Here is a 15,109-nt window from a genome sequence, read left to right as displayed (position 1 = left end):
TTTATTAAACCGCCATCAAAATTCCTTTGCATCTTTGCAATACAATACTCTTTGCTGAATAATCTTTTTGAAAATAGGCGAGGTAAGTACAAGGAGTCAGGCAAAAAAGTACCGCAGGCGTATCGGGTATACGTCGAGGACACTTTTTTGCCGTGCGACGCAGAAGATGCCCGCCGTTTCAAAAAACCGTTTGCGTCAAATCTGATACCATCTACGCCATTCTCTCCCAAAACCTTAGTTTTTATTGTATAATAAGGCTCATTGGAGGGCAACTCTTATGGAGTCAAAAGAAAGAGGGATTATAAAAAACTGCCTTTATATGCTAAAAAACATTCTTAAAACCGATAAGATTCTTTTTAGTCTAATGGTTTTGTACATACCTGTCTTTGTTTTTTCGCCTCTTGCAAGTGCCTACTTGCCGAGGGCGGTAATAGAATCGATTCAAAATAAGGCAGGAATTTCCGTCTTTATTCAAAATTTTTTGATTATAGCCTTTATTGTAGCAGCCTTAAAAGCTCTTGAAACCTTCCTGAATGCAAGGTTTAATTGCCGCGGATCTTACCGGAGAATAGAGCTCATGACAGAGCTTTACAAAAAAATGTGGACGATGTCATATAAAAATATTGCTTCACAAGAAGGAATTTTAAGTTTGGAAAAAGCAAGAGATATGGTAGATAATGACTACTCAATAAGCCAGCAATTCCCGAAAAAGATAAGCAGCCTCATTGTAAGTATTGTCGGCATCTTCTTTTTCGGAAGCCTTATTGTTTCTATTAATCCTATTCTTATCGGATTAATTTTTATATCGGGAACAGTAAGTTATTTTTACGGAAAATATGAGATAAAAAAGAATAAAGAAATAAATGAAGTCTTAAAAAAAGAACATCATAAGATGAGGTATCTTACGCAAAGGGCTTGTGATTATAAATTTGCTAAAGATATAAAACTCTACAAGATAGAAACTTGGATAGTGCAAGCATATAAGAGTTCTTTAAAAATAATAAACAAATGTTACGGAAAAATAAAAACCGTAAATTTTATCGGTGCCATTATATCGGCTCTTTTTATATTTTTAAGAGACGGTCTTGCCTATATTTATTTAACCGGAATGGTTTTAAACAAAGAAATAGGCATAGGAGAATTTATCTTTTTATTTTCTATTATAAAAACATTTTCAGGCTGGCTATTGGGAATTATTTCGCAGATTACTAACTTAAAAAGAGAAACTTTAAGCATAGACTATTACCGCGATTTTTGCGAGCTTGATGACGGATTAACCAAAGGTAAAGGCATTCTTCTTCCTAAAAAATTCGATATAGAATTAAAAAATGTTTCTTTTAAATATGGCGAATCTGAGAGATATATTTTTAAAGATTTAAATTTACGCATAGAAGATAAAGAAAAACTTGCAATAGTCGGAGTAAATGGAGCGGGAAAAACTACCCTAACCTGTTTGATAATGAATCTGCTTCAACCCACTGAAGGCGAAGTTTTATTAAACGGAAAAAATATAAACGAATACAATATTGATGAATACTATTCTTTATTTTCAACTGTTTTTCAGGATATGTATGTTTTACCAGATACTATTAAAAACCTGGTTACCGCAGGAAATAAAAAATTTAACCAAGATGACTTTGATTCTGCCCTAAAACAATCAGGCTTACAAAAAATTATTGAGAACTTAAACGAAAAGGAAAACACCTATCTTGTAAAAGGAGTTTGGCCTAATTCGATAGACCTTTCAGGCGGACAGGAGCAGCGTCTTATGCTTGCAAGAGCTCTATATAAAAAGGGTCCTATTTCTATTTTAGATGAACCTACAGCGGCTCTCGACCCTATAGCGGAAAGTCAAATTTATTCCGAGTACAATAATATGACAAAGGATAAAACTTCAATCTTTATTTCGCATAGACTGGCATCAACTCGTTTTTGCGATAGGATTATTTTAATCGAAAACGGTAAAATAATAGAAGAAGGAAGTCATTCGGACTTGATAAAACAAAACGGAGAATATAAAAAAATGTTCGATATACAAAGCTCATACTATCAAGACAATAAAAATAAAGGAATAAAATAAAATGAAAACAGGTATAAAAGATATTATTAAATTTTCTTATAAAACGGATAAGGTTTTATTTACATCGTTAATTTTAGAACAAATTGTAAGTTCAGCCGATATTTTTATAAACCTTTACTTGGTAAAGCTCATCATCAATGCTTTTGTAAAGGGCAAAACAAAAGAAGAAATATTATTTCTCTGTCTTATAGCTCTTATAAGTAACTTTGTTTTAATCTTGATAAAAAGATTTTCAGAAGAGACTCAAACTAACAGATTCCGTATCATACTGTATAAAAGGGATATGGAAATAAATAAAAAAACTATGAAACTCGATTACGAATTTTTGGAAGACACTGATCTTCAGTTGGGTCTTACAAAGATGAGAGAATATGACAACTTCGGAAATTACGGTATCTATCATGTAGGCAGACATTTCGGTGCAATAATAAATTCGGTATTGACTTTTATTTTTGCAATAATTTTTTCCATAAATCTTTTTACGATGCAATCGGAACTTATTCCTATAGCTAATTGGTTATGGAATACGATTTTTATTCTTTTATTTTTCTCGTTCAGCCTTATTTCAATACTGGCTTCCAAAAAATTTAATATCAAAATGCAAGCAATGTTTGATAAGGATGTCGTATTTTTAAATAGACTACTCCGCGAATATATAAAAATAAACGATGATTATAAATCGGGAAAGGATGTCCGTCTTTATAATTATAATTTACTTACAAGTGTGCTTAAACATGTTAATAATAATACGAAAAATTTTTATAACCGGATGTCTCATAATTTATTTAAGTGCAATATTCAAACGGGACTGATGACAATTTTTTCTTCTTTGCTTGTATACTTTTATGCAGGATTCAAAGCCTATTACGGTCTTATCGAGTTGGGAGATATTGTTCAGTATACGGGCATTGCAGTATTAACTGCCGATGCCGTAACTCTTATCATCATGTCTATTTCAAGCCTTTATGCCAATAAAGATTATTTTAAGACCATCTTCGATTATCTTAATTTATCTAACGGAAAATACGAAGGCTCTCTTCCTATCGAAAAAAGAGATGACAATGAATATGAGTTTGAATTTAAAAATGTCGGTTTTAAATATCCTAAAACCTCAAAATATGTTCTACAAAATGTGAACTTAAAATTTAAAATAGGACAAAGGCTTGCCATAGTCGGCATGAATGGCAGCGGAAAGACTACTTTGATAAAACTCCTCACCCGCTTTTATGATCCGACGGATGGCGAAATTTTATTAAACGGTATCAATATCCAAAAGTATGATTATAACGAGTATCTGGATATATTTTCGGTAGTCTTTCAGGATTTTAAACTTTTCTCTTTTATGTTGGGACAAAATATTTCAGCTTCGATGGAATATGATGAAAAAAGAGCTGAAGACGCCTTAACCAAAGCAGGCTTCGAAAAGACTTTACAAAAAATGCCGCAAGGTTTAAAAACCTATCTCTATCAAGACTATGAAGAAGGAGGCGTTGAAATATCCGGCGGCGAAGCTCAAAAGATTGCGATGGCAAGAGCTATTTATAAAGACTCTCCCTTTATAATACTAGATGAGCCGACCGCCGCCCTCGACCCGATTTCAGAGTTTGAAATTTATTCAAAGTTTGATACAATCATAGGAAACAAAACAGCCGTTTATATTTCGCACCGTCTTTCTTCATGTAAATTCTGCGATGAGATTGCAGTCTTTGATGAAGGCAAGTTGGTACAGCAAGGCTCCCACGATGCTCTTCTTCAAGACAAAGAGGGTAAATACAGTGAACTCTGGAACGCACAAGCTCAATATTATAAGGAAGAGGAAATTGAAAAGCTTTTAAGATAAAAGCACAGGCGATTGAAAAACACTTTTTTTTGTGATATATTGTTCCGGTATTTTAGGATTAAATTCATGGAAGAAAAATTTTCTACGCTTTGCTCGGTTTTAAACAAAGAGCAACCGGTACTTGTACAGACTCATGATTTTCCCGATCATGATGCCCTAGGGGCTGCCTACGCTCTTTTAAAACTTTTAGAAAGTTACGGCTATAAAGTGGAGATTGCTTACGGCGGCCATATTCAAAGTCTATCTTTAATAGAATTTGTAGAATATTTAGACTACCCGCTTTTAAAACTTGGTGAAATTGATGATTTAAAAAAATACCAAGTTATAATTGTAGACGGCTCTCCTTTTAAAGGAACCGTAAAAAATGTAGGCGGTATCTTAAAGGCCGTAATAGATCACCATCCGGCAAGGATGCAATCTACGGCAGCTTATACGGATATAAGGGTAGGTATCGGAGCCTGTTCTTCCATTATTTGGTCCTATTGGAAAGAATCGGGAAAAGAATATGACAGAGTAACTGCAACAGCAATGATTGCGGGTATACAGCTGGATACGGCTTTTCTATCCAGAAGTGTAAGTAAACTTGATCTGGACGCTTATTATGAACTCTACTTTAAATCGGATGTGCAAAAAACCTATCAAATGATTAAAACAACCATCAACATCTGTGACCTTGAAGAAATAGGACAGGCCTTTACCAACTATTTACGCATAGATAATTTTTTAATTGTAGAATTAAGTGAAGACTACTCAAGAGCTATTTTATCGGTTGTAGCCGATTTTTTAATTTGGATAAAAGATATTTCTTTTGTTATTGTAATGGAAATAAACGGCCCTGAATATAAACTCTCCGCAAGAAGCCGCGATAAAAACCTCGATGCAGGCTATCTAATTCAAGAAGCGGTAAAAGATATGGGATCGGGAGGAGGTCATGCACACATGGCAGGCGGAGTAATCGATGCAGCAAAATACTGCGGTAAAGCCGAATTTTTAAACTCTATCATTGAGTTAGCTCATTCTGAACAAGGAAACAACTGTGGACGAAAATAACGAAAAAACTTTAAAGCGTATTCTTTTAAAAGACCGCGAAATTATTCTTTTAGGAACGGCACACGTTTCTAAAGAAAGTATTAAGGATGTTGAATCTACAATTAGGGAAGAAAACCCCGATTGTGTTTGTGTAGAATTGGACGAAGCAAGGTATAAGTCCTTAACCTCAAAAGACGCATGGCAGCAAATCAATATTTCCCAAATATTAAGGGAAGGAAAAGGCTTTTTACTTCTTGCAAATTTGGTTCTTGCCTCTTTTCAAAAAAAACTCGGAAGCGATCTCGGTATAAAGCCGGGCGATGAAATGAAAGCGGCTATTGAAGTTTCTCAAGAGCTGAACATAAAAACCGAAATGGTTGACCGCCCTATTCACATAACATTAAAAAGAGCTTGGGCCAAAAATAAGGGTTGGGGAAGGTCAAAACTTTTAGCAACCCTGTTAAGTGCCGCCTTTTCAAACGAAAAAGTTGACGAAGCCGAAATAGAAAAATTAAAGAATCAAAGTGCAATGGACAACATGATGCAGGAAATGGCCGAATATCTTCCGAACATAAAAGGGGTTTTAATAGACGAAAGAGACCGCTATCTCGCAACAAAAATTTGGGAAAGCAGCGGAAAAAAAATTGTAGCTGTCTTAGGTGCAGGCCATCTTCCGGGTACCGAACGCTTTATAAAAGAATTGGAAGCAGGTACAAAAACAACAGATGTCTCCGACATTGAGGCAATCCCGCCGAAAAGCACCGGAAGCAAAATTGCTTCTTGGATATTTCCTATAATTATAATAGGCTTGATTGTTCTAGGCTTTATTAAAGGAGGCGGTATAAAAACAGGGCAAATGCTCTTGTCCTTTGTTCTCTGGAACGGAGGGCTTGCAGCGATAGGAGCTATTATCGCCCTTGGTCATCCTCTGGCTATTCTATCTTCATTTTTAGGAGCTCCATTTACAACAATAAATCCGCTTTTAGGTATAGGCATGATTTCAGGCCTTGTACAGGCTTGGGCAAAAAAGCCGCAAGTCAGGGATATGGAAAACCTTACAAATGATGCAGCAAAAATATCCGGCTGGTATAAAAACAGAATCACAAAGGTTCTTCTTGTTTTTATTCTTTCTTCGCTTGGAAGCTCAATAGGAACATTTATAACTGTTCCTGCCCTTATTGCTAATCTGATCAAATAAAAGAAAGGAAAATATATAAAAGGGCTTAAAATTAAAAAAGGAGGGGAACCTCTGTGAAGAGGCTCCCATTATGAAAAAAAACTAAAAAATGGGGAAGGCGCCGATCAGAATCGAACTGATGAATGAAGGTTTTGCAGACCTGTCCCTTACCACTTGGGTACGGCGCCGAAGTGTTGACAGTATATCAAAAAATACAAACTTTGACAAGGCCTTATAGCAATTTTAATAAAAAAATAGTATAATGCCTCAATGTTTGAAATGGAACCTGTAATTATAAAGAAGATGTTTAAAAATCAGCCTCACTACATTCTCACATGGTCGCCTCTTACTAAGGCTGATAAGTACAAGATTAACCGTGCCGTTCCCGCAATGTCGGGAGTCTATGAACTTTATAAAATGGACAAAGAAAAACGTCTTAATCTTTTGTCGGTAACACATGCATGGTATGGAGGCTTACGAAGCAATATCCGGGAAGCCATAGACCCCGATACCAAAACCGATCCCGAAAGAAGAAAAATATTAGAAGATGATGATATAGAGCTTTATTACAGGTATTCATGTTCAGACTCTTTTGGAGACATTTTAGATGTTGTTTGGTTTTTGCATTCAACATATTTCCCCGATGATGTTCGTGTAGAATCATCAAATCGATATGAAAATTTTTTCCTTACGGAAAAAGCGCCGGATAAGGTTTACTGGCTGGAATAAACAAACTTATGAAAATAAAAGGCTCAAATTTAAAAAAAATATTTTGTTTTTTATTTATATTTTTTTATTATTGCTTAATTTGAATTCCAATCCGGCAGCAAAAAAACTGCCGAATTTTTATGATAATGTGCCGAATGAAAAACTGGCGGCCGAAATAATCGACAACATGACCGATGAGGAACTTTTAGCTCAAACCTTTATGTTCGGGTGGGCAGGTCAAGATCCGGGGGACTTACTCTTTTCATGGATTGAAGAATCGGGGCTGGGCAGCATCAAGGTCTTCGGCTGGAATACGGGAGACTCCCGCAAACTTGCTAAATCTATTTCCATTTTACAAAAAAAATCTCTTGAGGGCAGATTCGGTATTCCTCTTTTTGTAGCAACGGATCAAGAAGGAGGCTGGGTTAGACATGTAAAAGGCCTAACCTCGGAAACGCCCGGAAATCTTGCAATAGGAGCGTCAGGCATACCTCAAGATTCTTACTATTCAGGTTATTATATTTCCCGCGAAATAAGTGCTCTCGGCATAAACCTAAACTTTGCACCGGCAGTAGACCTTTTAACGGATCATGACTCATCAATAATAGGCCCACGCTCCTTTGGAGACTCCCCTCATGCCGCAGGAATACTAGGAGCAGCCTTTGTTAGAGGAAGCAGGGCTGCAGGCGTTCTTACAACAGCAAAGCATTTTCCGGGTCACGGAGATACCAGCATCGACAGTCACGGCCGTCTGCCTAAAATCGACATATCCGAAGAAACATTCCGCAACAGAGAGCTGATTCCCTTTAAGTATCTAATAGATGCGGATGTACCCGCAATTATGACAGGGCACTTAAACTTTTCATCAATTTTACCTAATGGAGAACCGGCAACATTTTCCAAATATCTTTTAATGGACATACTTAGAGGCGAACTGGGCTTTAAGGGACTTATAATTACCGATGATATGATGATGCATGGAGCTATGAATTTTGCAGGCGGAATTGCAAAGGCCGTAAAGTTAGCTCTTGAAGCAGGAAATGACATCATTGAATCTTCTACAACACCGCGGCATTATCAAGCCTTTTGGAAGGATAATATTAAGGCTATGAAAGACGAACCCCAATTTAAAGATAGAGTAAAAGATGCGGCTTTTCGTATTTTGCTTGAAAAATTAAAATATTTTAAAAGCAGCAATCATGTTCCCATTATACCTGATATGGAAAAACTGGATGAAAGAATTCCCGACAAAGAAGGTCAAAAATTCTTTTTAAGTTTAGCAGGCCGTTCCACCACAATAGTTCGGGATGCCGATATCCCTTTTAAGCCTGAAGAAAATGGAGATATTCTTCTTGTCTCTGACTATAAAGATTTTTTTAAATACGGTTTAAAACGTTTTCCAAAAGCAAAAATAATAGAAGTCGATTCCGCCTATTACCATGTACAAAACTTTGATACAATTATATTTTGCCTGTCCGACAAATATTCTTTAAGTGTTTTACAAAAAATAATGAGTAAATACCCTAAGAAAAAATACATCATTATCTCAGTTCTATCTCCTGCATTTTTGGCGAAGGTGCCTGATGCCCAAACGGCAATCGCCATTTATAGCTATTCACCGGCTTCCTTTACCGCGGCCTTCGGGGCTCTCTGCGGCGACTTCACCCCTAACGGAAAATTACCTATTTCGGGAATAAAATAGGAACACCTAAATGATTTTTTTTCATGTACCGCTCACAAAAAAAAATATAGACAAGTTTATAAACCTGATTCTTCCCCATGAACACCTCTGTGTAAACCTTACCGAATGTCTGAAAAAGCAAAAAAGATTTTTTGATACTGATCAAGATTTTTTTACCTTTATAAAAGCCGAAGCTTTTTTTTCAAGAGATAAAGAATTTATAGGTGTTTTGCTATTGGCAGCCCACGGCGTTTTGCTCCATTGTTTTACTAAAGAAATTACTGACGATATTGCAGAATATATCAAAAATATTTTTTTAAAACAAGCAGAACCGCTTTCAGTAATGGGAGAAAAAAACACTTCCATTTATTTGGAAAAACTAATAAAACAAAGCCTATCTCTTGTACCGGCCAGATTTGAAAACTATAAACTTCTTACTCTAAGTGAAAATAAGCCGAATCAAACAAACGGCTTTTGTATGAAAGCCTCCCATAATTTAAAGTCAACCTTAGAGTTTTTAAAACCTCCTATCGAAGATGCGGAAATTCTTTGCCCAATGGAAATAGATTACAATGAATCGGAGGTTTTAGCACCCGGAGTAAAAGCCTCTTATGAATCATGCTTAAAGCTATTAAAAAAAAGAATAAACAGCCATGCTCTATATGCAGTAAAAAAGAACGGCCGATATATCTCAAAGGCCGGAATAAACGCTTCAGGTTTTAACTGGAACCAAATAGGCGGAGTTTTTACAATTCCTGAGTACCGGAACAAGGGGGTCGGAACAGCCAATATGATGATGCTCGTAAACGACTGTTTTCAATATAAAAAAAAATGTGCCCTCTTTGTAAAAATTAAAAACTCGGCTGCGAGGCAAATGTACAAAAAAATAGGATTTACCGAATCATGTGATTTTAGAATCTCATATTTTTAGAAATAACAATTGAAAATTCAAAAGAGCTTATTTTAAAAATTTGCCAAAAAGAACATCGCAAGCAAAACGGCATACCTAGCTTTTACATCGGAAATAATTTCAACCTTTGAAAGGCGTGTAACATAATACCAAAAAAAACCGAAAGCAGGGTCTATACGAAAAGCATATTCTACAAAAGAATCTGCCTTTACCATATCTCCGAAAAGAAGAGCAACCACATCTTGCAAAATTGCAAAACACTCATCAAATGATTCTTTATAGACGGAAGGTTTTTCAGATATAGTCAATTTTTCACATAAAGAATTTATTCTATACAAGGTATCTTCTTTACATTCTTCATCATCTTTTTCAACCCATGTTTTTTGAACAAGAAGCCGGATATTTTTCATAAAACTTTCTATCAAGTTTTTTTCTGAATCTGTCTTGGTCTCATCCGTGTAAATTTCAAAAGATGCTGATCGGCCAAAAGCCTTGGAGATTTTCAAAGCTGATGAGACCACTTCATCATCTGCAGCATCTATAAACTTCGGGATTTCAAACACTGCTATATCTTTTATCTCAGGAGACATTAAAAATTCATCATTAAATATCTGACCAACCATAGGTATACCTTGCTATTTTATCAGGATTTTGTCAATACCTTAAAAGCATTTTTATTTATTTTTTTGTAGGGAGAGGATTTTTCCAATACCAACAATGTTTATATTTTTTAAAAAATATTAAAAATCTTATTACTATTCTAACTAAAAGATATGAACCTTGAATAATTGAAATAATAATACTATATTCAAAAAAAATAAAATAAAGAAGACAACTTAAAGGCACTAAAAAATCCGGAAAAGATTCTTTTAATTTTTCTGCCGTAGCCGATAGTACCGATTGAATAAACAGAACATTATAAAATGTAATAATTACAGTTTGTGTAAATATTGAAGCTTTTACATACCAAACTAAAACCGCCCCTATTAAAGCTGAAAAAACGATATGCAAAAATAAACGTATACTGTACCTCTTAGTTTTAAAAATCTCAGTTAAACCCGTAAACCAAGCCGCTCCAAAACCTGCAAAAATAATTATGTATGGAATACTAACACCGAACAAAATATTTTTTACGCTTGCTTCACGTATAAAACCTACAGAGGCAAGAGCCGACATGAGGGAAATCGCCATAATTCCTTCACTCGTACTAAAAGCAGCAAACTGCATCACCCCGTTTTTAAAACGGCCCCAAAATGTTCCTATTTGTCCCAAATATAAAAACTGATATACACAAAAAAGCAAAATAGGATTTGTAACTCTAAAGCAAAGCATTAAAATGCCGGTAAGAAATCCCGTAACAAAGCTATCCAAAAAATGATCAAGATACTCTCCCAATGGAGACCCTGTTTTTGTCCGTCTTGCCTGCACACCATCCGAACAGTCCCCTACAATATATGACCAACACAAAACCGGTATGAGCCACAAAAATTTATACGTATCCTGCAGATAATTTATATAGGCAATAAAAAAAGAAATAAGTATAAAACTGTTTGAAAATACCGTTATTATATTTGCCGGAATCGATTCAGGTAAAATTCTTACAAGGGGAAATACAAAATATTTATAGAGCAGAGGCGTAAGTAATGACTTGTCCTCTGCACTGTAGGAGTAGTTTTCCATTTTCTGCTCTTTTTACTATACTCTTTTATAGTTTTTAATTTCAGTCTTTATTCTTGCAATTAATTCGGTTCTGGGAATTCTAACTTGTTCCATAGAATCTCTAAAGCGCAAGGTAACCGTATTGTCTTCTTTTGAATCATAATCTACAGTTACACAAAAAGGAGTTCCGACCTCATCCTGACGGCGGTATCTTTTTCCGATAGCTCCTGACTGGTCATAGTCGGTTTTAAATTCCTCTTTAAGCTCATTTCGAATTTCTTCGGCCAATTCAGCAAGCCCGTCTTTTTTCATCAAAGGAAGAACAGCTACGGTTATAGGGGCAATATTAGGATGAAAGTGTAATACGGTTCTCCAGTCATCATCGTTTCCCTTATCTGCAACCTTTTCTTCATCGTAGGCATCGCAAATAAACATAAGAACATTCCGTGTTAGACCTGCCGAAGTTTCAATTATGTACGGAATATATTTTTCATTTCCGTTATCTTGATCAATGTATTGCATATCTTTGCCGGAATACTCGGTATGACGTGTAAGGTCATAGTTTGTACGGTTGTGAACACCTTCAAGCTCCTTAAAGCCCATCGGGAATTCGTATTCAATATCATAAGCATCTTTTGCATAATGCGCAAGCTCATCTTTGCCGTGCTGATGCCATTGAAGTTTATTTGTTCTTACCCCGTACTTTTCATAGAAAGCCCAGCGTTGTTTTTTCCAATAGTTGAACCACTCGTCATCAGTTCCGGGCTTTACAAAAAACTGCATCTCCATCTGTTCAAATTCGCAGGTTCTAAAAATAAAGTTTTTTGTAACAATTTCGTTTCTAAAAGCCTTTCCGATTTGGGCAATACCGAATGGAATCTTCATTCGATTTGACTGGATAATATTTTTATAGTTTACATAAATGCCTTGGGCAGTTTCGGGGCGAAGATAGATAACGCTTGAATTATCGTCTGTGGGGCCGATGTGAGTTTTAAACATAAGATTGAATTTTCTGGTATCGGTGAGCTCGCCGCCGCAATCGGGACAAATTCTTTTTTCAAGGTTTTCAGGAGGTAAATGATCTGCCCTAAAACGGGATTTACATTTTTTGCAATCGACCAAAGGATCGGTAAAATTTTCAACATGGCCGGAAGCCTCCCATGTACGGGGATGCATCAAAATTGCAGCATCCAGCCCTACGATATTGTCATGAAGTTGGGTCATCTCTTTCCACCAAGCACGGGAAACATTATTTTTTAACTCTATCCCCAAGGGGCCGTAATCCCATGCACCGTTTTGCCCTCCATAAATTTCGGATGACTGAAAAACAAATCCTCTTCTTTTACAAAGACTTACAATTTTTTCCATTGAAATTTTATGATCTTCCATAAATTTATCTCCTATAAAAAATTTTTGCAGGAAGCTTCAGCTTCCGAAAAAAGTTTTTTCCGTATAAGTAATTGCAGTATTGATTGAAGATTATAATATTTTTTTTATAATTATACAAGACCGCCCCAAAAACCCCAAAAGCCGAAATTTAGGGGAAAAAACATCTCGTCCGGAAAAGCTGTAAACATTTGACACTTGGGCACGAGAGGTACGATTGTAAAACATTTATTTCGGTGAAAAAAAACTATCACAGCTTGTAAATATCCTCTTTTTATGTCATAATATTTGTATGAAAACTGATATAGAAATAGCTAGAGAAGCGAAGCTAAAAAAAAATCGCTGAAATTGCAGACGGTTTAGGGATTCATGACGATAATGTCATTCCCTATGGAAAATACATAGCCAAGGTTCCCTACAGTGTTATAGATGATGCAAAGGTAAAAAAGAATAATCTAATCCTTGTTACCGCCATCACTCCTACAAAGGCAGGGATAGGGAAGACAACCGTGTCAATCGGTCTAGCCTTAGGCTTAAACAAAATAGGGAAAAAGGCTGTAGCAGCTTTGCGGGAGCCTTCTTTAGGACCCTGTTTCGGTATGAAGGGAGGTGCCGCAGGAGGGGGCTATGCCCAAGTTTTACCTATGGAAGACATTAACCTCCACTTTACCGGAGACTTCCATGCAATCACCTCGGCACATAACATGATAAGCGCCCTTTTTGACAACTACATCTTCAGAACTCAAGGAACACCTAAGGCCATTAAGAAGATTCTTTGGAAGAGGGTTCTGGACGTAAATGACAGAAACTTACGCCAAATTGTTACCGGCTTAGGAGACGGCAACGGCGTAGTTATGGAATCCGGCTTTGATATTACACCGGCTTCCGAAATTATGGCCATTTTCTGTCTTGCAAAAGATATTGAAGATCTGCGCCGCAGAATCGAAAATATTATTTTAGGCTACGATACGGAAGATAAGGCTGTAACCGTAAAGGATTTAGGAATTGCAGGTTCTATTGTAGTTCTTTTAAAGAACGCAATCAATCCAAACCTTGTACAAACCACTGAAAACACACCCGCCTTTATCCACGGCGGCCCCTTTGCAAACATAGCCCACGGCTGTAACTCGGTAATCGCAACAAAAACGGCTCTTACCTACGGTGAATATGTAATTACCGAAGCAGGCTTTGCTGCAGACCTCGGTGCCGAAAAATTCTTCGATATCAAGTGCCGAAAGGCCGGCTTAAACCCCAAATTGACCGTAATTGCGGCCACTACGGGCGGTTTAAAAATGCACGGGGATGTTCCCGAAAAAGAAATATCCAAACCCAACGCAGAAGCCCTCAAAAAAGGCCTTGCAAACTTGGATAAGCACATCGAAAACATGAAAAAATTCGGACAAACCGTAATAGTCGCCCTTAACCGATACGGGTATGACCTTGATTCCGAATTGGAACTGGTTAAAAAGCACTGCGAAGCTCAGGGTGTAGGCTTTGCCGTCAACAATGCCTTTGTTGAAGGAGGAAAGGGTGCTGTTGAACTTGCTGAGCTTGTCGTAAAGACAATCGAAACCAATCCGTCGAAGCCCTTAAAATTCGTTTACGAAGATAAGGATTCAATCAAAACAAAGATAGGAAAGATCTGTAAAGAAATCTACGGTGCCGCTGATGTTACATATTCGGGAGCTGCCGACAAGATGATTAAAAAGATTGAAGAAGCCGGAATGGCAGGCTTCCCCGTTTGTATTGCAAAAACGCAGTACTCTTTCTCATCGGATCCTAAACTTTACGGCGTTCCTAAAGGCTTTGAAATGAATGTCAGAGACATCGTTTTAAATTCCGGTTCTGAAATGATTGTAGCCATTATGGGAGATATGATGAGAATGCCTGGACTTCCGAAAGATCCGCAGGCCGTTAGAATTGACCTTGTAAACGGAAACATAGAAGGCTTGTCATAAAACTTATAAAAATATACGATATTATTTGATTTTTCTTAAATAATGTTGTATAATAATAAAATAGCAATTTATAAGTTTGCAGAAAAGCAAATTTATAAATTATCGATTATTTAAGGAGTAAAAAATGAAAAACATTTTGAAAATTTTAACCTTATTGGCTGTTTTTTCTTTTATTTTTACGAGCTGCGGAACACCTCCGACTCCTCCCCCTGAAGAAAAACCGGCTCCTGTAGTTGTAGAAGAACCTGTACCGGAAGCACAACCTGAGCCTACACCGGAACCGCAACCCGAACCTACACCGGAACCGCAACCCGAACCTACACCTGTCGTTGAAGAACCCAGAGATGTTCCTGTAAAGGAATATGTAGTAGCACAAGGAGATACTTTATCCGAAATTGCTTTGAAATTTTATGGGACAAGAGAAAAAGCTTACTATTTCCCCATAATTATGGCAATTAACCCCGGTAAGGTTCAACATCCGGACAAGCTTACACCGAAAATGAAACTTTTAATCCCTGATTTTGATCTTTTTATGCAGCACTCGCCTTCAAAAATGCTTGCAAGACCTGAGTTTGAAAAATGTATCAAAATTTATGAGGACGAAGCTAGAACAGGAGTAGCCGAATCCTTGAGACGAAGACTTAAAGAGTTTTAATCTTATCAACTTCCTCCCTAGGGAGG

11 protein-coding genes, 1 tRNA gene and 1 pseudogene are annotated in these 15,109 nt (G+C 36.6%); 9 read left to right on the top strand and 4 right to left on the bottom strand.

Going from position 1 to position 15,109, the window contains the following annotated elements; translation table 11 throughout:
- Positions 1–277 precede the first annotated feature (277 nt).
- The 4 genes from JO40_RS05170 to JO40_RS05155 all read left to right on the top strand — a co-directional run bounded on the left by JO40_RS05170 (position 278) and on the right by JO40_RS05155 (position 6,147).
- Positions 278–2,080, top strand: coding sequence for an ABC transporter ATP-binding protein (locus JO40_RS05170; protein WP_049992346.1), 1,803 nt, complete (start codon positions 278–280; stop codon positions 2,078–2,080).
- 1 nt (position 2,081) lies between these two features.
- Positions 2,082–3,920 (top strand): ABC transporter ATP-binding protein, encoded by a 1,839-nt coding sequence (locus tag JO40_RS05165; RefSeq protein WP_044978411.1) that lies wholly within the window; start codon positions 2,082–2,084, stop codon positions 3,918–3,920.
- A gap of 66 nt (positions 3,921–3,986) precedes the next feature.
- Positions 3,987–4,970 (top strand): DHH family phosphoesterase, encoded by a 984-nt coding sequence (locus JO40_RS05160; RefSeq protein ID WP_044978410.1) that lies wholly within the window; start codon positions 3,987–3,989, stop codon positions 4,968–4,970.
- Complete coding sequence (locus tag JO40_RS05155; protein WP_044978409.1) at positions 4,957–6,147, top strand: TraB/GumN family protein; 1,191 nt, start codon at positions 4,957–4,959, stop codon at positions 6,145–6,147. The genes JO40_RS05160 and JO40_RS05155 overlap by 14 nt, the downstream gene beginning before the upstream one ends.
- Positions 6,148–6,242: 95 nt before the next feature.
- On the opposite strand, the gene JO40_RS05150 is transcribed toward JO40_RS05155, so the two are convergent.
- A tRNA-Cys gene (locus JO40_RS05150) sits at positions 6,243–6,314 on the bottom strand.
- 82 nt (positions 6,315–6,396) lie between these two features.
- Between JO40_RS05150 and JO40_RS05145 the strand changes: the two genes are divergently transcribed.
- The 3 genes from JO40_RS05145 to JO40_RS05135 are packed head-to-tail and all read left to right on the top strand — an operon-like array spanning position 6,397 to position 9,446.
- Positions 6,397–6,855: a hypothetical protein gene (locus JO40_RS05145; protein ID WP_044978408.1), complete on the top strand. Its 459-nt coding sequence runs from the start codon at positions 6,397–6,399 to the stop codon at positions 6,853–6,855.
- Entirely contained in the window at positions 6,800–8,536 is a 1,737-nt protein-coding gene (locus JO40_RS05140) for a glycoside hydrolase family 3 protein (protein WP_245609017.1), read from the top strand. Before JO40_RS05145 ends, JO40_RS05140 begins: the two co-directional genes overlap by 56 nt.
- A 10-nt stretch (positions 8,537–8,546) precedes the next feature.
- The gene (locus tag JO40_RS05135; RefSeq protein ID WP_044978407.1) at positions 8,547–9,446 is read left to right on the top strand and encodes a GNAT family N-acetyltransferase; all 900 of its coding nucleotides are present in this window, start codon (positions 8,547–8,549) and stop codon (positions 9,444–9,446) included.
- A 32-nt stretch (positions 9,447–9,478) separates the two neighbouring features.
- Here JO40_RS05135 and JO40_RS05130 read toward each other — a convergent pair whose 3' ends face one another.
- Genes JO40_RS05130 through JO40_RS05120 form a run of 3 tightly spaced genes read right to left on the bottom strand, consistent with a single transcriptional unit; the run spans position 9,479 to position 12,473 of the window.
- On the bottom strand, positions 9,479–10,048 hold the full coding sequence (locus tag JO40_RS05130; RefSeq protein ID WP_044978406.1) for a hypothetical protein: 570 nt from the start codon (positions 10,046–10,048) through the stop codon (positions 9,479–9,481).
- A gap of 55 nt (positions 10,049–10,103) precedes the next feature.
- Positions 10,104–11,105, bottom strand: a complete 1,002-nt coding sequence (locus tag JO40_RS05125) for a CDP-alcohol phosphatidyltransferase family protein (RefSeq protein ID WP_044978405.1) — start codon at positions 11,103–11,105, stop codon at positions 10,104–10,106.
- A gap of 15 nt (positions 11,106–11,120) precedes the next feature.
- Positions 11,121–12,473 carry a glycine--tRNA ligase gene (locus JO40_RS05120; RefSeq protein ID WP_044978404.1) on the bottom strand — a complete coding sequence of 451 codons (1,353 nt, stop codon included), beginning with the start codon at positions 12,471–12,473 and terminating at the stop codon, positions 11,121–11,123.
- Between the two features lie 289 nt (positions 12,474–12,762).
- Here JO40_RS05120 and JO40_RS05115 point away from each other — a divergent pair.
- Both JO40_RS05115 and JO40_RS05110 read left to right on the top strand, forming a co-directional pair.
- A pseudogene (locus JO40_RS05115) lies at positions 12,763–14,428 on the top strand (formate--tetrahydrofolate ligase).
- 124 nt (positions 14,429–14,552) lie between these two features.
- Positions 14,553–15,083 (top strand): LysM peptidoglycan-binding domain-containing protein, encoded by a 531-nt coding sequence (locus JO40_RS05110; RefSeq protein ID WP_044978403.1) that lies wholly within the window; start codon positions 14,553–14,555, stop codon positions 15,081–15,083.
- Positions 15,084–15,109: the final 26 nt, after the last annotated feature.

Source organism: Treponema putidum (assembly GCF_000755145.1).
In the GTDB taxonomy this organism is placed as follows: Bacteria; Spirochaetota; Spirochaetia; order Treponematales; family Treponemataceae; genus Treponema_B; species Treponema_B putidum.
This window is presented reverse-complemented; position numbering and strand designations above follow the sequence as displayed.

Excerpts from the sequence above, each read along its gene's own strand:
- JO40_RS05170 (WP_049992346.1), top strand. The coding sequence starts at position 278 with ATGGAGTCAAAAGAAAGAGGGATTATAAAAAACTGCCTTTATATGCTA.
- JO40_RS05165 (WP_044978411.1), top strand. The coding sequence starts at position 2,082 with ATGAAAACAGGTATAAAAGATATTATTAAATTTTCTTATAAAACGGAT.
- JO40_RS05160 (WP_044978410.1), top strand. The coding sequence starts at position 3,987 with ATGGAAGAAAAATTTTCTACGCTTTGCTCGGTTTTAAACAAAGAGCAA.
- JO40_RS05145 (WP_044978408.1), top strand. The coding sequence starts at position 6,397 with ATGTTTGAAATGGAACCTGTAATTATAAAGAAGATGTTTAAAAATCAG.
- JO40_RS05140 (WP_245609017.1), top strand. The coding sequence starts at position 6,800 with ATGAAAATTTTTTCCTTACGGAAAAAGCGCCGGATAAGGTTTACTGGC.
- JO40_RS05135 (WP_044978407.1), top strand. The coding sequence starts at position 8,547 with ATGATTTTTTTTCATGTACCGCTCACAAAAAAAAATATAGACAAGTTT.
- JO40_RS05130 (WP_044978406.1), bottom strand. The coding sequence starts at position 10,048 with ATGGTTGGTCAGATATTTAATGATGAATTTTTAATGTCTCCTGAGATA.
- JO40_RS05125 (WP_044978405.1), bottom strand. The coding sequence starts at position 11,105 with ATGGAAAACTACTCCTACAGTGCAGAGGACAAGTCATTACTTACGCCT.
- JO40_RS05120 (WP_044978404.1), bottom strand. The coding sequence starts at position 12,473 with ATGGAAGATCATAAAATTTCAATGGAAAAAATTGTAAGTCTTTGTAAA.
- JO40_RS05110 (WP_044978403.1), top strand. The coding sequence starts at position 14,553 with ATGAAAAACATTTTGAAAATTTTAACCTTATTGGCTGTTTTTTCTTTT.